This is a genomic window from Streptomyces sp. NPDC097129 (assembly GCF_055668065.1).
In genome coordinates, this window is sequence record NZ_JBVOQE010000001.1 from 842369 (window position 1) to 861967 (window position 19599).

Consider the following 19599-nt stretch of genomic DNA (forward strand, 5'->3'; position numbering starts at 1 on the left):
CGTGCCCACGATCCCCAGTGCCGTCAGGCAACGCCTGGAACGCATCCCGGCCCGGCGCCGGATGCCCCTGGCCGTCTATGCCGTCACCCAGGTCGTCTTCCTGCTGTGGTGGGCGGCCTTCTACCCCGGCGGGATGAGCTACGACTCCATCGCCTACGTCTGGCACGTCACCACCGGCCACTGGATGTCCAACCACTCGGTGGCCTACGACGGGCTGGTCTGGCTCTCGCTCAACATCACCGGTGACCTGTCGGTCCTGACGCTCCTCCAGAGCGTCGCCATGGCGGCGTCGCTCGCCTACGTGGCGACGACGCTGCGCCAGTTCGGGGTGCCGGGCAAGTGGAGCGCGACGGCCGCGATCATGGTGGCGGTGGTGCCGTCGATCGGCTCGTTCACCATCTTCGTGTGGAAGGACGTGCCGTTCGTCATCGGCTCGGTCGTGGCCTTCGGCGCGGCCGGACGGCTCGTGGTGCGCCGGATGCGCGGCCGGCAGGCGGTGCGTGACAAGGCGTTCCGCAACGACGTCGCGCTGCTGTTCACCGGCTTCCTGGCGATGGGCCTGTTCCGCAACAACGGTCTGCTGGTCGCCGTCCTCGCCGCGCCGGTGCTGCTGTTCGTCCTGCCGAAGATGCGCCGGGCGATGCTGGTCGCGACGGTGATCCCGGCGGTGATCGCGGGCGCGCTGCAGCTGTGGATCTACCCCGCGCTGGGCGTGATCACGCCGACCAAGGACCAGGTGTACGCGATGAACTACGCGGACATCGCGGTCGTCTACGGCAAGGCCCCGTGGACCTTCACCCAGGCCGACAAGGACCTGATGGCGAAGGTGGCGCCGCTGTCCCACTGGGGCGGCCGGGCGGCCAACTGCTACAACGCCGACTGGGCGATGCGTCCGCCGATGAACCGCCCGAAGGCCGCCGAGTACAACACCGAGCTGATGGACCTGTGGATGCGGGTCCTGCAGCGCACCCCGGACCAGATGATCGGGGCACGGCTGTGCCGCTCGCAGATCGCCTGGTCGCCGTTCCCGGGGCCCGCGGACAAGATGGGCCAGACGCTGATCAGCCCGCCGTCGGTGCCGAAGAACCTGTTCGGCTGGGCCGACTGGAACCAGGACATCAAGCACAGCGAGTACCGTCCGATCCTGAAGATCCGCCCGCTCAGCGACACGCTGCACAAGCTGGCGTTCTTCATCTGGAAGGCCAGCAAGACCCCGCAGCTTCAGTGGCTGCTGTGGCGGGGCGCGACCTGGTGCTACGTCGCGTACGCGATCTTCCTGGCGTTCGCCCGCCGGCAGAAGTCCTGGGCGCCGCTGGCCATGATGTCGGTCCCGCTGGCGCTGCAGCTGACGGTGGTGGCGGCCAACCCGGCGCCGCTGGCCCGGTACATGTTCGCGCCGCTGTTCCTCGGCATCCTGACGCTGCCGCTGCTCGCCGCCAAGCCGCGCTTCGGCCGGCAGGGCGGGGAGAGCCCGGGGTCCTCGGGGCCGACCGAGGAGGCGGAGGAGCCGTCGCCGGCGGACCGGGATCCGGAGCCGGTGGCCTGAGCCGCTGACACGTCGGATGGGCCCGCCCGCGTCTCCCTCACGGGAGTGCGGGCGGGCCCTTCCGGTGTCCCGTACAACCGATCGCGCCGGCCGGAGGTCTCACGCAGGTACGCGGGAGTCGACGGAAGGACGCGGATGAGGGCTCATCGTGCCGCCCTGGGCATGGCCGCCGCCACGGCGCTGCTGGCCATGACGGCCCCCGTGAGCGTGGCGGCGGACGGTCCCGGCTACGGAGTCGCGGTGGAGGAGGACTACGCCACCGCCGAGGTGGGCGGGACCGTCACGGTGCACCCCGAGGTGCGCGACGCACGGTCCGCCCTGCCCGAGGGGGCGCACCTCGCGAAGGGCGCGACGCTGCAGTACTTCTTCCCCGCGCACACCACCCTGGTGGGCCTCGGCGACGGCTGCCGGAGGGTGGGGACGAGGCGGGTCCTGTCCTGCACGACGGTGCGGCCGCTCAGGCTGCGGCTCGACACGGCGCTCGTCGACGAGGACGTCACGGTGGCCGTCTTCCCGAACGACCCGTCGAACGCGCTGAGCCACGAGGACCACTTCACGGTCACGGCCCCGGTCCCGCAGGAGGAGGGAGAGACCCGGGGCAGCCGGGAGGGCCGGCAGACGGCCGGTGCCGTCCTGCTCGGCGTGGCCGGCGGTTTCGCGCTGCTGGCGTTGATCCTGGGCCGTACGCGGGGCCGCCGGGCGGTGTGGGTGTCGTGCACCGTGCTGGCCCTGCTGTGCGCCGGCCCGGGGCTGTGGAGCATGACGCGGGGGCCGCTGGCCGGGGCCACGCGCTACACGCGGTATCCGTCGGGCCCGCCCGAGCTCAAGATGCCCGAGACGATCTGGGACTCCGCCTGGATCCGGGCACAGAGCCGGCCGGACGGCATCCCGCCGATCGCGACAGCACCCGATCCGGGCCATGAGGACGTGAGGGAAGTGTCCGGCCTCTACCTGCCGGACGCGACGGAGTCCGTCAGCCAGTGGCTCGCCGTCGACGGCGCCCACGGCCGGATCGAGGACCCCCGGCGGGCCCGCGACCACATGCTGCGCACGGCCGCCGGGGCGCCCGGCGTGACGGTGACGGAGAAGCCCCGGCTGTTCCTCCTCAAGCGCGAAGAAGGCCTCGACAAGAGCCCCGTGCTGTTCAAGTGCCAGGGGCTCGTCATACGGGAACAGCACGTCGCCCAGTGCGCCTGGGCGGACAACGGGGTTCGCGCCCTGTACTCCGCCCCTGGCAGCGAGCTGCTCGGCACGGCCCACCGCGCGCTGAGCGTGCGGGAGTACGTGCAGATGGGCGGCGGCTTCTGACCGCCGCCCAGCTCGCGGCCTAGAACGGGTCGAAGTCGTCGAACTCCCGCTCGGACTCGTCCCGTTCGGCCTGCTTGTCCCGGCGGCGCTGGGCCGCGGGCCGCGGGGCCTCGAAGCGGTGGTCCTCGCCACGCCGGCCGAGCATCTCGGCGCCCGCCATCACCGTCGGCTCCCAGTCGAAGACGACCGCGTTCTCCTCGGGGCCGATGGCGACGCCGTCGCCGGAGCGGGCGCCCGCCTTCATCAACTCCTCTTCCACACCGAGGCGGTTGAGCCGGTCGGCGAGATAGCCGACGGCCTCGTCGTTGTTGAAGTCGGTCTGCCGCACCCAGCGTTCGGGCTTCTCGCCACGCACCCGGAACAGCGGCTCGCCGTCGGCGTCCTCACGCACCACCGTGAACCCGCTGTCGTCGACGGCCTTGGGCCGGATGACGATACGGGTCGCCTCCTCCTTGGGCTTGGCGGCCCGCGCCTTCGCCACCAGGTCGGCCAGCGCGAACGACAGCTCCTTCAGGCCCGTGTGGGCGACCGCAGACACCGCGAAGACACGGTAGCCGCGCGCCTCCAGGTCCGGGCGGACCATCTCGGCGAGGTCCTTGCCGTCGGGCACGTCGATCTTGTTCAGGACGACGATGCGCGGACGGTTGTCGAGGCCGCCGTACTGACGCAGCTCCTCCTCGATGATGTCGAGGTCGGAGACGGGGTCCCGGTCGGACTCCAGCGTCGCGGTGTCCAGCACGTGCACGAGCACGCTGCACCGCTCGACGTGGCGCAGGAACTCCAGGCCAAGGCCCTTGCCCTGGCTGGCGCCGGGGATGAGGCCGGGCACGTCGGCGATGGTGTAGACGGTCGAACCGGCGGTGACGACACCGAGGTTCGGCACGAGGGTGGTGAACGGGTAGTCCGCGATCTTCGGCTTGGCCGCCGACAGCACCGAGATCAGCGAGGACTTGCCGGCGCTCGGGTAGCCGACCAGCGCCACGTCGGCGACGGTCTTCAGCTCCAGCACGATCTCGCGCAGGTCGCCGGGCACGCCCAGCAGCGCGAAGCCGGGCGCCTTGCGGCGGGCGGAGGCCAGCGCCGCGTTGCCGAGGCCGCCGCGGCCGCCCTGGGCGGCGACGAAGGAGGTGCCGTGGCCGACGAGGTCGGCGAGGACGTTGCCGGCCTTGTCCAGCACGACGGTGCCGTCCGGGACCGGCAGGATCAGGTCCTGGCCGTCCTTGCCGGAGCGGTTGCCGCCCTCACCGGGCTTGCCGTTGGTGGCCGAGCGGTGCGGGGAGTGGTGGTAGTCCAGCAGCGTGGTCACGGACTGGTCGACGGTGAGGATGACGTCGCCGCCACGCCCTCCGTTTCCGCCGTCCGGACCGCCGAGCGGCTTGAACTTCTCGCGGTGGACGGAGGCACAGCCGTGACCTCCGTTACCCGCGGCGACATGCAGTTCGACGCGGTCCACGAAGGTGGTCATGGTGGGTGCCTCCAGAGACGTACGAGAGATTCTCTTGGTACGAGATGTCTTCGGTGTAACACGCGAAAGGCGGACCCGCCTTCCCGACCGGGAAGTGAGGTCCGCCTCGCGAAAGCTTCCGATCAGCCGACTCAGGCGACCGGAACGATGTTCACGACCTTGCGGCCGCGGAAGGTGCCGAACTGCACCGAGCCGGCCTGCAGCGCGAACAGCGTGTCGTCGCCGCCACGGCCGACGCCCGCACCCGGGTGGAAGTGGGTGCCGCGCTGGCGGACCAGGATCTCACCCGCGTTGACGACCTGACCGCCGAAGCGCTTCACGCCGAGCCGCTGGGCATTGGAGTCGCGACCGTTCCGAGTGGACGATGCGCCCTTCTTGTGTGCCATTTCTCCTCAGTCCCTTACTTCGCGGCCGTGGGGATCGACGTGACCTTGATCGCCGTGTACTGCTGGCGGTGGCCCTGACGACGGCGGTAGCCGGTCTTGTTCTTGTAGCGCAGAATGTCGATCTTCTGGCCCTTGTGGTGGTCCACGACCTCGGCCTGGACCTTGATGCCGGCCAGCACCCACGGGTCGCTGGTCACGGCGTCGCCGTCGACAACGAGCAGGGTCGAGAGCTCGACCGTGTCGCCAACCTTGGCAGTGGAAATCTTGTCAACCTCAACGATGTCGCCGACAGCAACCTTGTGCTGGCGACCACCGCTGCGCACGATGGCGTACACGCGGGTCTCACTCTCTCGCTCGGGGAACGGCACCCCCGCAGGCCAGCCGCCCGGCATACGCGGACGACCTCTCCCGGTCAGCCGTGTGCCCGGGAGGAAGAGGTTTACGGGGATGTGGCATGCGCATTGGACACGCCGACGGCCTAGGTTACGGGGCCCGGCCCGGAAGGGTCAAACCGGGCCCCGTGCGACCTGATCGGTCAGGACTCGTCGGCGGAGGCCGAGACGGAGGGGCCCGTCTGCTCCGCCGCCGAGGTCTTCTTGGCGGCCGTCTTCTTCGCGGCCGCCTTCTTCGTCGTCGTCTTCTTGGCGGCCGTCTTCTTCGCGGCCGTCTTCTTGGCCGTCGTCGTCTTGGTGGCGGCCTTCTTCGCCGTGGCCTTCTTGGCCGCCTTGCGGGCGGTCTTCTTGGCCGGGGCCACCTCTTCGCCCTCGACGGCCTCGGACGCGTCAGCGGCCTCGGTCGCCTCAACGGGGACCTGCGGCTCGGCGGCCGGCAGGACCACGACGGCCGTCTCCGCCGGTGCGGTCGGCGCGGTGGCCTTCCGCACGGCCCGGCGCCGCGGACGGGCCGGAGGGGCGGGCTCGGCGGGAGCCTCGGCTGTCTCGGCGGCCGGGACCTGCGCCGCGGCGGGAGCCTCAGCCTGCGGGGCCTCGGCGGGCGCGGTCTCCGGGACCGTCACCACGGCCGCCTCCGCCCCGGCGGGCGAACCGGCCGGCGCGGACACCCGGCGGGTGGCCCGGCGGCGGGTACGGCCCTGAGGCGCGGCCGGCTCGGCGGCCGGGACCTCGGGCGCCGCGACGACGGCGTCCTCGACGGCCGCGGGCTCGGCCAGCACCTCGGCGGCCGGCTCCGGCCGCACGGGCCGCTCGGCCTCCTCCTCGGCGGTCACCGTCTGCGCGGTGGGCGCCAGGGACTCGGCGAAGGCCTCGGCCCGCGCGGCCCTGCGGCCCCGGCCCTTCGGCTGCTCCGTCTTCGTCGCCTCGGCCTGCACCGGCTCGGCCGTGGGGGCCTCCGCCTGCGCGGACTCCGCCTTCGGCGCGCCCGCCGGGGCGGACGCCCGCCGGCTCGCCCGGCGCCGGCCGCGGCCACCACGGGACGCGGCCGCCTCGGCCTCGGCGATGCTGCTGTACAGCTCCTCGTCAGGGGCGAAGGCCGGCTCGGGCAGCGCGAACGGCTCGGCGGCCTCGGCCGCCACCTCGTCCTCGCTCTCGGCCTCCTGCTCGGCGGTCGGCGCGCTCTGCACCGCCGCCTCGGCGACGGCCTCGTACTCGTGCTCGTGCGGCTGGTCGGCGGCGCCGGCCCGCGCGCGCTTCTTGCGCTTGCCGCCGCCACCGGTGGAGCCGGGCTGGTCGAGGTGAACGATGACACCGCGGCCGTTGCAGTGCACGCAGGTCTCGGAGAACGACTCCAGCAGACCCTGGCCGACCCGCTTACGGGTCATCTGCACCAGGCCCAGCGAGGTCACCTCGGCCACCTGGTGCTTGGTGCGGTCACGGCCCAGGCACTCCAGCAGGCGCCGCAGCACCAGGTCCCGGTTCTGCTCCAGCACCATGTCGATGAAGTCGATGACGATGATGCCGCCGAGGTCGCGCAGCCGCAGCTGGCGCACGATCTCCTCGGCCGCCTCCAGGTTGTTCCTGGTGACCGTCTCCTCCAGGTTGCCGCCCTGACCGGTGAACTTGCCGGTGTTGACGTCGACGACGACCATCGCCTCGGTCCGGTCGATCACCAGCGAACCGCCGCTGGGCAGCCAGACCTTGCGGTCCAGCGCCTTGGCGAGCTGCTCGTCGATCCGGTACGTGGCGAAGACGTCGACCTCGCTGGTCCACCGCTGCAGCCGGTCGGCGAGGTCCGGCGCGACGTGCGCGACGTACCCGTGGATGGTCTGCCACGCCTCGTCACCGCTGACGATGACCTTGGAGAAGTCCTCGTTGAAGATGTCGCGCACGACCCGGACGGTCATGTCCGGCTCGCCGTACAGCAGCGTCGGGGCGTTGCCGCCGTTCTTGGACTTCTTCTGGATGTCCTCCCACTGCGCCTGCAGCCGCTCGACGTCGCGGCGCAGCTCGTCCTCGCTCGCGCCCTCGGCGGCGGTGCGCACGATGACGCCCGCGTCCTCGGGGACGATCTTCTTGAGGATCGTCTTCAGCCGGGCCCGCTCGGTGTCGGGCAGCTTGCGGCTGATGCCGGTCATCGAGCCCTCGGGCACGTACACGAGGTAGCGGCCGGGGAGGGAGACCTGGCTGGTCAGGCGGGCGCCCTTGTGGCCGATGGGGTCCTTGGTGACCTGGACGAGCACCGACTGGCCGGACTTCAGCGCGGACTCGATACGGCGCGGCCCGTTGGCCATGCCGAGCGCCTCGAAGTTGACCTCACCGGCGTACAGCACGGCGTTGCGGCCCTTGCCGATGTCGATGAAGGCGGCCTCCATCGACGGCAGGACGTTCTGCACCTTGCCGAGGTAGACGTTCCCGACGTACGAGACCGCCTGCTCCTTGTTGACGTAGTGCTCGACGAGCACGCCGTCCTCCAGGACGCCGATCTGCGTACGGTCGCCGTACTGGCGGACGACCATGACGCGCTCGACGGCCTCGCGGCGGGCCAGGAACTCCGCCTCGGTGATGATCGGCACGCGGCGGCGGCCCTGCTCACGGCCCTCGCGGCGGCGCTGCTTCTTGGCCTCCAGACGCGTGGAGCCCTTGATGGACTGCACCTCGTCGGACGGCTCGGCGCCCTTCTCGCGCGCCGGGCGCGGCTCGCGGACCTTGACGACGGTGCGCTCCGGGTCGTCGGCGGACGGCTCGGGTTCGGCGGACGCGTCACCCGCACGGCGGCGACGGCGACGACGACGGCGGCTGCCGGCGGTGGACCCGCCGGCCTGGTCGTCGGCGTCGTCCTCGGCCGCGGACGACGCGTCCTCGGCCTCGTCGTCGTCTTCCTCGACCTGCTCGGCGGTGTCCTCGGCGTCCTGCGCGGCCTGCTCGGCGGCGAGCTCGTCGCTGTCGGCCTCGGCGCCGTCCGCGTCACCGGACTCACCGCGGCGACGGCGACGGCCACCGCGACGGCGGCGACGGCGGGACCCCGTGTCCTCGCTCTCGTCACCCTCAGCGGCGTCCTCGGCCTCCTCGTCGGCCTCCTCCGCCTCCTCGTCGGCGGGGGTCTCCACCACGGCGGTCTTCTCGGCGAGCCGCTCCGGCTCCTCCGCGGCGCCCCGGCGACGACGGCGGCTGCGGCGCGACGCGGTCTGCTCCTCCGCCGGCTCCTCGGCCTCCACGGCCTGCTCCGGGGCGGGGACAGGGTGGCCTTCGGCGGCCGCCGCCGCGGCGGCGCGCTCCGGGGTCTGGAACCTCGGCTCGGTGAACACGGGCGCCTGGAAGACGGCGACCGCGGGGCGCGCGGGCCGGCGCGCCGACCCGGACTCGTCGCCGGCCGGCTGCGCGGCCGCGGCGAACCCGCTCGCCGCACGCCGCTCCACGCGGCGGCGGCCACGGCGCGGGGCGCCGTCCTCGGGCTGCTCGGCGGGGGCCTGCTCAGCGGGAGTCTTCTCGACAGCCTGCTCCTGCGCCTCGGCGGCGGGCTCACCCGCGCCGGCCACGGCGGTGGTCTCGGTGTCGACACCGGCGGCGGGGGGCTCGGCGGTCACGGGCGTCTCGGCGGCGGCCGGTGCCCCGGCGGGCGCGGAGGCGCGACGGGCGACCCGGCGGCGGCCACGGCCCTTGGGCGCGGCCTCCTCGGCGGGGGCCTCGGCGGCGAGCGGCTCGGCGGGCGTTTCGGCGGCCTGGACCTCGGGAGCCTGCACCTCGGCGGCACCAGAAGCCACAAGCGGCTCAGTGGACTCGGCGGACGCGGGGGCTCCGGTGGGCGCGGTGGCACGGCGAGTCACGCGGCGCCGCGTACGGCGCTCGGACGCGGCCTCCTCCGCGACGTCCTCGGCGGCGGGCGCCTCGGCGGTCCCGGTCTCGGCGATCGCGGCGTCGCCGGCAGCGGGCACGACGGTCTCAGCGGCCTCGGCGGCGGCCGGTGCTCCGGCGGGCGCGGAGGCACGGCGCGTGGCGCGACGGCGGCGGCCCTTGGGCGCGGGCTCCTCGGCAGACGCCTCGACGGCCTCGGCGGGGGCCTTCGCCCCTTCGGCCCCGGCAGCCTCACCGGCACCGGCGGGCACGACCGTCTCAGCGGCCTCCGCGGACGCGGGGGCTCCGGCGGGCGCGGAGGCGCGGCGGGTGGCACGGCGCCGCGTACGGCGCTCGGGCGCGGCCTCTTCGGCGCCCTGGGCCTGAAGGGCCGGCGCCTCGGCGACGGCGGCCTCCTCCTCGGCCTCGGCGTTCACCGCGGCCGCGACGGCCTCGGTGTCCTGCCCGTCCGCCTCGGGGCCGGCGGTCGCGGCGGCCGGTATGGCCGGCTCGACCGTCTCGGCGGGGACGTCGGAGGTGGTGTGGGCCGGCGGACCGGCCGGGCGGGAAGCGGCACGGCGCCGACGACGCGGCGGCAGGGTGTCGCTGGGAGTGTTCTGTTCTTCGGAACCCTGGGTGGGTTCGGTCGGCTCGAGCATGCGGGCGTATCTCCCGTCAGGCTCCCGGGCGCCGCGCCTGGTCCGGGGCCGATCTCGAGGATCGGCCACCGTTGACGTCCGCGGCTCGCGCGATGCGCGGTGCCGCCGTCCGGGGCGCGGGCGCCACACGGGAGCTTTCTGTGTCCTGTCTCACCGGTTCCGTACACCTTGTCGCGTACGGCCTGGCGAAAGTCTTGTGGTCGGTGCGCTGCCCGACCCAGGTGGCTCCCGAGTACCAGGGCGGCGCTTACGACGTCCGTCCCTACGCGGAACCTTCCGGCGCCGGCACCGTCGCGGCGGCAGCCGTAGCGGCCGTTTCGAGGGCCACCGCTGCCTCGCGGTCGGGCGCGAGCGGGTCGGTCACCGTGCCGGTCTCTTCATCGAACAGCCCCTGCGCCAGCCTGGTCACCGCTGCGGGGACCGGCGGCGCCAGGTCGGCCACGGCGCGGAGACCGGACAGGACGTCGTCGGGTCGTACGGCAGGCGTCACGTGCCGAACAACCAGCCGCAGTATCGCACAGGGCTGGTCACTCGGCCTATCAGCCGGCGAACTGTGCGTTTCAGTTGTCTCCAGGCTCACGACGGCCGGACGGGCGTCGAAGGTGCGCATGCCGTTCTTGGTCAGGCGCTGCACCTCCACCGCCTCGGCCGCGTTGAAGGCCTCCACCGCGCGCCGCGCGTCGGCCGGGTCGACGCCGTCCAGCCGCAGCTCCCAGACGGAAGCGGTGAGCCGGTCGGCGAGCCCGGACGTGTGCGCCTCGACCGCCTCGATCACGTCGAGCCCGGCGGGCAGCGACTCGTCGAGGAGGACGCGCAGCTGCTCCGGGTCACGCGCCGCGGTGAGCGCGATCTCCAGGTACTCCGCCTCACTGCCCGTGCCGGTGGGTGCGGCATTGGCGTACGACACCTTCGGGTGCGGCGTGAACCCCGCCGAGTACGCCATGGGTACGTCGGCGCGGCGCAGCGCGCGCTCGAAGGCGCGCTGGAAATCGCGGTGGCTGGTGAACCTCAGGCGGCCGCGCTTGGTGTAGCGCAGTCGGATGCGCTGCACCGCGGGTGCGGGCGGCGGGCCTTCGGGCTGTCGCTTGCCCAGTGTCCTAGTCCTTTGTGAGAGCGGTCGTACCTCTCTCAAGAGTACGTGTCTCGCGGCCGTCAGGTTCCCGCCGGGCCACCGCCTCCCTCTCAGGGGGCTCCCCGAACAGCATCCGCCGGAAGTCCGCCCGCGCCTGCCGCGCCGACTCCCGGGCCGAGACGAGCGCCTGCCGCACGGCCCGCCCGACCGCGCGTGCGGCCCGGGCGGCGGGCCTGAGGACGGCGTCGCGCACGAGGTGCCCGACCGGGGTGAGCACGCCGCGGTAGACCCAGCGCAGCGGCTCGACGACGACCCACCGCAGGACGGTGCCGAGGAAGCGCCCCACCGCGAGGGAGATCCGCCCGGCGATCCGCCAGGCGTGCCCGAGCGCGGCCCCCACCTCCCGGGCGATCACGGCGAGAGCCCGTCCGACGGGCACGAGCACCCACCGCCACACGGCGAGCGCGGGCAGCACGAACAGCACCCGGCTGGCCCAGTACAGGGCGAGACCGAGGCCGGTGACGGCCATGCCGAGTGCCCACGCCACGCCCCGGGCACACCAGGCGACGGCCCGCCCGGCCGGCGCGAGCACCCAGGTCCACAGCCAGGCGGCCGGTACGACGACCAGGTAGCGCACGAGCCATGCGAGGACCGCGTACGCCCCGGCGCCGAGCGCACCGAGGACGAACCCGACGCCGCGCAGCACCCACAGCAGCCCCCGGCCGACCGGCGTCAGCACGCGCGCGTACAGCCACCCGAGGCCCGCGCCGATGCCGAGCGCCAGCCAGGCGACCGCCGCGCCGATCCCCCGCGCCGCCCACGCCAGCGCGTGCCCGACGGGGGTCAGCACCCACCGGTACAGCCAGAGCGCCGGCACCACGAGCAGGACCCGGGTGAGCCAGGCGAGCGCCCGGCCGAGGGGGACGAGGACGTACCGCCACAGCGCCACGAACGGCCACACGAACAGGGCCCGCCCGAGCCACAGCAGCGCCCGCCCGAGGGGCCGCAGCACCGTGTCCCGCAGCACCCGCCCGGCGACGACCCCCGCGTCCCACAGCATCCGCACCGGCACGACGAGGACCAGGACGACGATCCGCACGGGCAGGCGAACGGCGACGACGAGGCAGCCTTCCGGCTGCCGGGGCCGGGGCGGAGGCATCTGCGGTTCCATGTCCGACAGGACGCAGCGGCCGCCGCCGCGGATTCACCCGGGGGGTTGCGATGCCGTCACGGCCGCGCACGGCCCGTCCGGCCGGCCGCTTCCCGCTGCGGAGGCGAGCGGCCCCCGCGGCCCGGGCGACGAGGCACGCCGCCACCGCCACGGCGGCGCCGAGGTACAGCAGCCCCCGGTAGTCGAGGGCGTGCACGACGGATCTCCCGGCCGGGAGCGGACAGCGACGAGCCCCCTCCCCCGGGGGCTGCCCGGGGGAGGGGGCTCGGCGGGCCGTCCGTCAGTGCGTGTGACCGCTCGCGGCCGGCGCCGGAGCGGCGTTCTTGACCGTCAGCGGCAGCAGCTTCTTACCGGTCGGGCCGATCTGGATGTGGGTGTCCATCGCCGGGCAGACGCCGCAGTCGAAGCACGGGGTCCAGCGGCAGTCCTCGACCTCGGTCTCGTCGAGGGCGTCCTGCCAGTCCTCCCACAGCCAGTCCTTGTCGAGGCCCGAGTCCAGGTGGTCCCAGGGCAGGACCTCCTCGTAGGTCTTCTCGCGGGTGGTGTACCAGTCGACGTCGACGCCGAAGGGGGCCAGCGCCTTGTCCGCGCAGGCCATCCAGCGGTCGTAGGAGAAGTGCTCGCGCCAGCCGTCGAAGCGGCCGCCGTCCTCGTAGACCGCGCGGATGACGGCGCCAATACGGCGGTCGCCGCGCGAGAGCAGGCCCTCGACGATGCCGGGCTTGCCGTCGTGGTAGCGGAAGCCGATAGAACGGCCGTACTTCTTGTCACCGCGGATCTTGTCCCGCAGCTTCTCCAGGCGGGCGTCGGTCTCCTCGGCGGAGAGCTGCGGCGCCCACTGGAAGGGGGTGTGGGGCTTGGGGACGAAGCCGCCGATGGACACCGTGCAGCGGATGTCGTTGGAGCGCGACACCTCGCGGCCCTTGGCGATGACGCGCGTCGCCATGTCGGCGATCTGCAGCACGTCCTCGTCGGTCTCCGTGGGCAGGCCGCACATGAAGTACAGCTTCACCTGGCGCCAGCCGTTGCCGTAGGCGGTGGCGACCGTGCGGATCAGGTCCTCCTCCGAGACCATCTTGTTGATGACCTTGCGGATGCGCTCGGAGCCGCCCTCGGGGGCGAAGGTCAGACCGGAGCGGCGGCCGTTGCGGGTCAGCTCGTTCGCCAGGTCGATGTTGAAGGCGTCGACGCGGGTGGACGGCAGCGACAGGCCGATCTTGTCGTCCTCGTAGCGGTCCGCGAGGCCCTTGGCGACCTCGCCGATCTCGCTGTGGTCGGCGGAGGACAGCGACAGCAGGCCGACCTCCTCGAAGCCGGTCGCCTTCAGGCCCTTCTCGACCATGTCGCCGATGCCGGTGATGGAGCGCTCGCGCACCGGGCGGGTGATCATGCCGGCCTGGCAGAAGCGGCAGCCGCGGGTGCAGCCGCGGAAGATCTCCACGGACATCCGCTCGTGGACCGTCTCGGCGAGCGGCACCAGCGGCTGCTTCGGGTACGGCCACTCGTCCAGGTCCATGACGGTGTGCTTGGAGACCCGCCACGGCACGCCGGAGCGGTTCGGGACGACGCGGGCGATACGGCCGTCGGGCAGGTACTCGACGTCGTAGAACTGCGGGATGTACACCCCGCCCGTCTTCGCCAGGCGCAGCAGCAGTTCCTCGCGGCCGCCGGGGCGGCCCTCGGCCTTCCACTCCTTCACGATCTTCGTGATGTCGAGGACGGCCTGCTCGCCGTCGCCGATCACGGCCGCGTCGATGAAGTCGGCGATCGGCTCCGGGTTGAACGCGGCGTGTCCGCCGGCCACGACGACCGGGTCGTCCAGGCCGCGGTCCTTCGCCTCCAGCGGGATGCCGGCGAGGTCCAGGGCGGTGAGCATGTTGGTGTAGCCCAGCTCCGTGGAGAAGCTGAGGCCGAACACGTCGAACGCCTTCACCGGGCGGTGGCTGTCCACCGTGAACTGCGGGACGCCGCGCTCGCGCATCAGCGCCTCCAGGTCCGGCCAGACGCTGTACGTGCGCTCGGCGAGGACGCCCTCCTGCTCGTTGAGGACCTCGTAGAGGATCATGACGCCCTGGTTGGGCAGACCGACCTCGTACGCGTCCGGGTACATCAGCGCCCAGCGGACATCACAGCTGTCCCAGGGCTTGACGGTGGAGTTCAGTTCGCCGCCCACGTACTGGATCGGCTTCTGCACATGCGGCAGCAGGGCTTCGAGCTGCGGGAACACCGACTCGACAGACATCCGGGGGAACCTTCGTGAGCTGACAGGGGTGACCCTTCAGCGTAACCCGGTCGGCGGGTACCCCCGTACGCTCACAGGCTCGTCCCTTCCTCGATCTGCTTCCACAGCCGGGGCAGCTCCCGCTCCGCGGCGGCGGCGCGCCCCTCTTCCCTGCCGTACAGCAGCCCGTAGGTGAAGGTGCTCTCCCCCGCCGCGTGGGCGACGGCGGCCAGCTCGCGCAGGGTGTGGCGGGCCATGACGCTGTCCTGGTGGTCGCCGAGCAGGCTGGTGAGGGACTTCATCGACTTGGCCAGCGAGCGGGCGGGGCGGCCGAGGGCGGGGGCGGCGGCCTCGGCGGCGTACCGGGCGCGCTTGGCCTTCTTGCGGGCCTCGTGCAGGGCCAGGTCGCGGTCGTGGCCCGGCGGCAGGCCGAGCGCCTGGGCGATCAGCCGGGAGACTTTGGCGAGGTCCTTGTGCACGGCGGCGGTGAGCACCGCGTCCGGTTTCTTCGCGGCCTTCTTGCGCAGCGGCGGGTCGGCGAGCACGGCGTCGAGGGTGTCGAGCAGGGCGAGCGCGCGGGCGGAGTCCAGTACGGCGACGAGGTGGCCGCGGGTGTGGCGGTGCCGGGCGCCCGCCCAGGTGGTGAACCGCTCGTGGAGAGGGCCGTGGACCAGGTCGGGCGGGATGTCGTCGAGGGCGGTCGTAAGGCGTTCGGCGAGGACTTCCTGGTCGCGGTCGGCGCCCAGCTCGCCGGCCAGCCACTTCAGTTCGGCGGCGACCGGATCGGTGACGGCCCGGTCCAGGACGCTGCCGAAGGTGCGGAAGGTGCTGCGCATGCGGCGGGTCGCCACCCGCATCGTGTGGACGGCGTCCGGGACGTCCCGGCGGACGGCCGGGTCGCCCGCCACGATCGCGTCACGCTGGGCGCGCAGGTAGGCGAGGAGGTGGTCGCCGGCCGTGACGGGCTCGGCGCGTGCGGCCGTCCGGGTCCGGGTGCCGCCGGTCTCCTCCAGGGCCCGGGCCAGCTTGGAGGGGGACGCCGACGGCCGGACGCCCGCCTTGCGCAGGTGCTTGTCGACCTTGCCGAGGAAGGCGGGGTCGCCGCCGTCCGCCAGCTCCACCTCGATCTCGGTCCACCGGGCGGTGCCGCCCGCCCGGTTGAGCCGTTCGGCACGCACGTCGTCCGAGCTCGCCTCGGCCAGCAGCGCGCCGTCGGCGTCGACCAGGTGCCGCACGTCCCGGGAGCTGCGCAGCCGGACCACGGGGACCAGCTCGGCGTGCCGGATCCGGGAGCGGACCAGCGCGGCGATCTCGTCGGGCACGGTGTCGGACAGCGGTGCGCGGATCTCGTCGCGCACGCCGGGCTCGACGGGGAGCTTGAGATGCCAGCCGGCGTCCGACCCGCCGGTGCGGCGGCGCAGGGTGACCGCGGACGCGGCGAGGCGTTCGTCGGCGGTGTCGTAGTACGTGGCGTCCAGTTCGGTGACGCCCTGTTCGAGGACGGCCGCGACTCCGGCGACGCCGGTCAGGTCGGGCAGCTCGCCGTCGTCGGATTCGTACTTGCGCTCGATCTCGCGTTTCGTCTCCGCCATGACCCGAATCTAGTGGCTGGGACGCCGGGCCGGCAGGGCGTCGGCCGCGACATGGCCGCGCCCGGCTGGATCACACCCGGGGGCCGAAGAAGACCTGCACCTGCCGGATGAGCCCGTCCCGCACGGTGATCGCCTCCATGTTGCGGTACCGCTCGCCGCCGGTCAGCTGGTACTCGTACAGCACGAGGACCAGTTCCTCGCCGGCGGGCGTGACGTGCAGCAGCCGCTGTTCGGCGAAGCGGCCGGCGGTCGGGAAGCAGCGCTCGAAGAAGGCCGCCTTGCCGAGTCCGTCGTCCTGCGGACTGGTGAAGGTGAAGTCCTCGGCGTACAGCGGACGGGCGGCGTCCGCGTCCTGGGCCCGGTAGAGCCGGAACACCTCGCGCACGATCTCGACCGGGTCGCGGTTCATCGGGCCTCCTCTCTCACGCGGACAGCGGTCTCTGCACCTTGATCGATTGCAGGAGCCCGATCGCCACCCACACCGCGAACATCGACGAGCCGCCGTAGGAGACGAACGGCAGGGGCAGGCCGGTGACCGGCATGATGCCGAGGGTCATGCCGATGTTCTCGAACGCCTGGAAGGCGAACCAGGCGACGATCCCGGCGGCGACGATCGTGCTGTACAGCTCCGTGGTCTCGCGGGCGATGCGGCAGGCCCGCCACAGCACCACGCCGAGCAGGACGATGATGAGCCCGGCGCCGACGAAGCCCAGTTCCTCGCCGGCGACGGTGAAGACGAAGTCCGTCTGCTGCTCGGGCACGAACTGCCCGGTGGTCTGCGAGCCGTGGAACAGCCCGGCCCCGGTCAGGCCGCCGGAGCCGATCGCGATGCGCGCCTGGTTGGTGTTGTAACCGACGCCCGCGGGGTCCAGGTCCGGGTTGGCGAACGCGGCGAACCGGTTGATCTGGTACTCGTCCAAGATGTGCAGCTGCCAGATGGCGACGCAGCCGATCGCTCCGGCGACGAGCAGGCCGAAGACCCAGCGGTTGGAGGCGCCGGAGGCGAGCAGCACGCCGAGGATGATCGCCACCATGGCCAGCACGGAGCCGAGGTCGGGCATGAGCAGCAGGATCAGGCACGGCACGGCCGCCAGACCCAGGGACTGGGCCACGGTGCGGTGGTCGGGGTGGAGCTTGTCGCCCGCGTCCACCCGCGCGGCCAGCAGCATGGCCATGCCCAGGATGATCGTGACCTTGAGGAACTCGGCGGGCTGGATCGAGAAGCCGCCGACGACGAGCCAGTTGCGCTGCCCGTTGATCGTCGCGCCGAGCGGCGTGAGGACCACCAGGGCCAGCAGCACGGACAGGCCGTAGAGGACCGGCACGATGTTGCGCAGGGCGCGGTGGCCGAGCCACACCGTGGCGATCATCAGGGCGAGGCCGATGCCGAGGTTCATCAGGTGCCGCAGCAGGAAGAAGTACGGGTCGCCCTGGTTCAGCTCGGTGCGGTTGCGGGTCGCCGAGTACACCAGCAGCGAGCCCATCAGGGACAGCGCCAGGGCGGCGAGCAGGATCGGCCAGTCGAGCCTTCGGGTGAGCGAGTCACGGGCGAAGAGCCTGGTCCACCCGGCCCGCTCGGGGCCGTACCCGGAGACGGAGAAGCTGTTCACACCGGTCATCGGGGCATCCTCCGGCTTCCCCGCCTGCGCGGCCTTCTGCGGGTGGTGCGGTTGCCGCCGGTGGTCGGGGACGCCGTGGCGGCGGGCTGCTGGCCGTCGCCGTTGGTCGGGTTGCCCTTCTGGGAGGCCTCGGCGTCCTTCCCCGGGTCGCCGGTGATCTTCGGGGCGGCGACGGTGCCGTCCGGGCGGACCTTGGGCAGGCCCTTCTGCGGCTGGGGCAGCAGTGCCTTCTTGTTGTCGATCGAGCCGTCGGACTGCACGCCGTACAGGGCGCTGTAGATGTTGCGCACGGCCTCGCCGGAGGCTCCGGAACCCGTACCGGCCTGGGCGATCGTCATGATCACCGTGTAGTCCTTGGAGTAGGTGGCCAGCCAGGACGTGGTCTGCTTGCCGTAGACCTCCGCGGTGCCGGTCTTGCCGTGCAGCGCGATCTTGTCCTGCGGCCAGCCGCCGAACTTCCAGGCGGCCGTACCCCGGGTGATGACGCCCGCGAAGGCGTCGTCCATGCCCTTGAGGGTGGCCTGGCTGACCGGCAGGCGGCCGCGCACCGTCGGCTTGATCTCCCGCACGCTCTTGCCGTCCGGGCTGACGATCGCCTTGCCGATGGTCGGCTGGTACATGGTGCCGCCGTTGGCGACGGCGCCGTAGATCACGGCCTCCTGGATCGGCGTGACGAGGGTGTCGCCCTGGCCGATGGAGTAGTTGATCTCGTCACCCTCGCGCATCTTGTTGCCTTCGAGGCAGTTCTCGTAGGCGATCTTCTCGACGTAGTCGCCGTCCTTCTTGCCGGTCCTGCACCAGGCGTCCTTGTTGGCCTTCCAGTAGTCCAGCTTCCACTGGCGGTCCGGGACGCGGCCGGTGACCTCGTTGGGGAGGTCGATGCCGGTCTCCTTGCCGAGGCCGAACTGGTGGGCGGTCTTGAAGAACCAGTCCTTCGGCTCCCCCTTCTTGGGGTTGATGCCGCCGTCCTTCTTCCACTCCCGGTCCGCGAGGCCGTAGAAGACGGTGTCGCAGGAGACCTCCAGGGCGCGGCCGAGGGAGATGGGGCCGAAGCTCTCGCCCTCGAAGTTCTTGAAGACCTGGCCGCCCACCGAGTACGCGCTGGTGCAGGGGTAGCCGCCGTCCCACTCGTAACCGGCCTGCACGGCGGCCGCGGTGGAGACGACCTTGAACGTCGAGCCGGGCGCCGCCTGACCCTGTATGGCGCGGTTCAGCAGCGGGTAGTCGGAGTTCTTGCCGGTGAGCGCGGTGTAGTCCTTGGACGAGATGCCGCCGACCCAGACGTTGGGGTCGTAGGTCGGGTTGGACGCCATCGCGACGATGCGGCCCGTCTTGGCCTCCATCACCACGACCGCGCCGGAGTCGGCCTTGTAGTTGGTGCCGGTGATCTTGTCGAACTGTCCGCGGGCGGCCTTCATGGCCTCGTTCAGCTCGTACTCGGCGACCCGCTGGACGCGGGCGTCGATGCTGGTCACGAGGTTGGCGCCGGGCTCGGCGGCGTCGGACTGGGCCTTGCCGATGACCCGGCCGAGGTTGTCCACCTCGTAGCGGGTGACGCCGGCCTTGCCGCGCAGCGCCTTGTCGTACTGCCGCTCCAGGCCGGAGCGGCCGACCTGGTCGGAGCGCAGGAAGGGCGAGTCGGTGTCCTTGGCCTTCTGGATCTCGTCGTCGGTGACCGGGGAGAGGTAGCCGAGCACCTGCGCGGTGTTGGCCTTGCCGGGGGCCGGGTAGCGGCGCATGGCCTCGGGTTCGGCGGAGATGCCGGGGAAGTCCTCGGCGCGCTCGCGGATCTGCAGGGCCTGCCTGGGGGTGGCCTCGTCGGTGATCGGGATCGGCTGGTACGGCGAGCCGTTCCAGCACGGCTGGGGTGTCTTGGCGTCGCACAGCCGGACCTTCAGCAGGACCTCCTTGGGGTCCATGCCGAGGACACCGGCGAGCTTGGTGAGCACCGCCTTGCCGTCGTCCTTCTGCTTCAGCAGGTCGGTGCGGGAGGCGGAGACGACCAGCCGCGTCTCGTTGTCGGCGAGGGGCACGCCGCGCGCGTCCAGGATCGAGCCGCGCACGGCGGGCTGGACGACCTGCTGGACGTGGTTGCCGGACGCCTGCTTCTGGTACTGCGCGCCCTCGCGGATCTGCAGGTACCACAGGCGGCCGCCGAGGGTGCCGAGGAGGGAGAGGACGAGGATCTGGATGACGACGAGCCGGATCTGGACGCGGGGCGTCCGGCCGGTCTCCGGGATGTTGGTCACTGCGGCTGTCTCCCCCTCTCAGGACGCGGACGACTGGGCGTGTACGGACGGTGGCCGGGTGCGTACGAGTGGTGAACGAACGGCC

At 72.5% G+C, this 19599-nt stretch carries 13 protein-coding genes; 2 read left to right on the plus strand and 11 right to left on the minus strand.

What is annotated here, in order from left to right:
* Position 1: 1 nt before the first annotated feature.
* On the plus strand, positions 2-1546 hold the full coding sequence (locus AC0B9F_RS03800) for a DUF6020 family protein (protein ID WP_471998600.1): 1545 nt from the start codon (positions 2-4) through the stop codon (positions 1544-1546).
* A gap of 135 nt (positions 1547-1681) precedes the next feature.
* On the plus strand, positions 1682-2854 hold the full coding sequence (locus tag AC0B9F_RS03805) for a hypothetical protein (RefSeq protein ID WP_471998601.1): 1173 nt from the start codon (positions 1682-1684) through the stop codon (positions 2852-2854).
* 19 nt (positions 2855-2873) lie between these two features.
* Here AC0B9F_RS03805 and obgE read toward each other — a convergent pair whose 3' ends face one another.
* The 11 genes from obgE to mrdA all read right to left on the minus strand — a co-directional run bounded on the left by obgE (position 2874) and on the right by mrdA (position 19514).
* A complete protein-coding gene (gene obgE / locus AC0B9F_RS03810) occupies positions 2874-4319 on the minus strand; it encodes a GTPase ObgE (RefSeq protein WP_471998602.1) in 1446 nt (481 codons plus the stop codon).
* A gap of 131 nt (positions 4320-4450) precedes the next feature.
* On the minus strand, positions 4451-4705 hold the full coding sequence (rpmA, locus tag AC0B9F_RS03815) for a 50S ribosomal protein L27 (RefSeq protein WP_010476314.1): 255 nt from the start codon (positions 4703-4705) through the stop codon (positions 4451-4453).
* 14 nt (positions 4706-4719) lie between these two features.
* Positions 4720-5040, minus strand: a complete 321-nt coding sequence (gene rplU, locus AC0B9F_RS03820) for a 50S ribosomal protein L21 (protein ID WP_009188585.1) — start codon at positions 5038-5040, stop codon at positions 4720-4722.
* Positions 5041-5240: 200 nt separating this feature from the next.
* Positions 5241-9590 (minus strand): Rne/Rng family ribonuclease, encoded by a 4350-nt coding sequence (locus tag AC0B9F_RS03825; protein WP_471998603.1) that lies wholly within the window; start codon positions 9588-9590, stop codon positions 5241-5243.
* A gap of 262 nt (positions 9591-9852) precedes the next feature.
* Positions 9853-10641 carry a TIGR03936 family radical SAM-associated protein gene (locus AC0B9F_RS03830; RefSeq protein WP_471998604.1) on the minus strand — a complete coding sequence of 263 codons (789 nt, stop codon included), beginning with the start codon at positions 10639-10641 and terminating at the stop codon, positions 9853-9855.
* A 46-nt stretch (positions 10642-10687) separates the two neighbouring features.
* A complete protein-coding gene (locus AC0B9F_RS03835) occupies positions 10688-11833 on the minus strand; it encodes a hypothetical protein (RefSeq protein ID WP_471998605.1) in 1146 nt (381 codons plus the stop codon).
* A gap of 280 nt (positions 11834-12113) precedes the next feature.
* Complete coding sequence (locus AC0B9F_RS03840; protein ID WP_471998606.1) at positions 12114-14075, minus strand: TIGR03960 family B12-binding radical SAM protein; 1962 nt, start codon at positions 14073-14075, stop codon at positions 12114-12116.
* 71 nt (positions 14076-14146) lie between these two features.
* Complete coding sequence (locus AC0B9F_RS03845; RefSeq protein WP_471998607.1) at positions 14147-15646, minus strand: CYTH and CHAD domain-containing protein; 1500 nt, start codon at positions 15644-15646, stop codon at positions 14147-14149.
* A gap of 70 nt (positions 15647-15716) precedes the next feature.
* Positions 15717-16055 (minus strand): nuclear transport factor 2 family protein, encoded by a 339-nt coding sequence (locus AC0B9F_RS03850; RefSeq protein ID WP_471998608.1) that lies wholly within the window; start codon positions 16053-16055, stop codon positions 15717-15719.
* Positions 16056-16068: 13 nt separating this feature from the next.
* Positions 16069-17265, minus strand: a complete 1197-nt coding sequence (gene rodA, locus AC0B9F_RS03855) for a rod shape-determining protein RodA (RefSeq protein ID WP_471998609.1) — start codon at positions 17263-17265, stop codon at positions 16069-16071.
* A complete protein-coding gene (gene mrdA, locus AC0B9F_RS03860; protein WP_471998610.1) occupies positions 17262-19514 on the minus strand; it encodes a penicillin-binding protein 2 in 2253 nt (750 codons plus the stop codon). The genes rodA and mrdA overlap by 4 nt, the downstream gene beginning before the upstream one ends.
* Positions 19515-19599: the final 85 nt, after the last annotated feature.

Excerpts from the sequence above, each read along its gene's own strand:
- AC0B9F_RS03805 (WP_471998601.1), top strand. The coding sequence starts at position 1,682 with ATGAGGGCTCATCGTGCCGCCCTGGGCATGGCCGCCGCCACGGCGCTG.
- obgE (WP_471998602.1), bottom strand. The coding sequence starts at position 4,319 with ATGACCACCTTCGTGGACCGCGTCGAACTGCATGTCGCCGCGGGTAAC.
- rpmA (WP_010476314.1), bottom strand. The coding sequence starts at position 4,705 with ATGGCACACAAGAAGGGCGCATCGTCCACTCGGAACGGTCGCGACTCC.
- AC0B9F_RS03825 (WP_471998603.1), bottom strand. The coding sequence starts at position 9,590 with ATGCTCGAGCCGACCGAACCCACCCAGGGTTCCGAAGAACAGAACACT.
- AC0B9F_RS03835 (WP_471998605.1), bottom strand. The coding sequence starts at position 11,833 with ATGGAACCGCAGATGCCTCCGCCCCGGCCCCGGCAGCCGGAAGGCTGC.
- AC0B9F_RS03840 (WP_471998606.1), bottom strand. The coding sequence starts at position 14,075 with ATGTCTGTCGAGTCGGTGTTCCCGCAGCTCGAAGCCCTGCTGCCGCAT.
- AC0B9F_RS03845 (WP_471998607.1), bottom strand. The coding sequence starts at position 15,646 with ATGGCGGAGACGAAACGCGAGATCGAGCGCAAGTACGAATCCGACGAC.
- AC0B9F_RS03850 (WP_471998608.1), bottom strand. The coding sequence starts at position 16,055 with ATGAACCGCGACCCGGTCGAGATCGTGCGCGAGGTGTTCCGGCTCTAC.
- rodA (WP_471998609.1), bottom strand. The coding sequence starts at position 17,265 with ATGACCGGTGTGAACAGCTTCTCCGTCTCCGGGTACGGCCCCGAGCGG.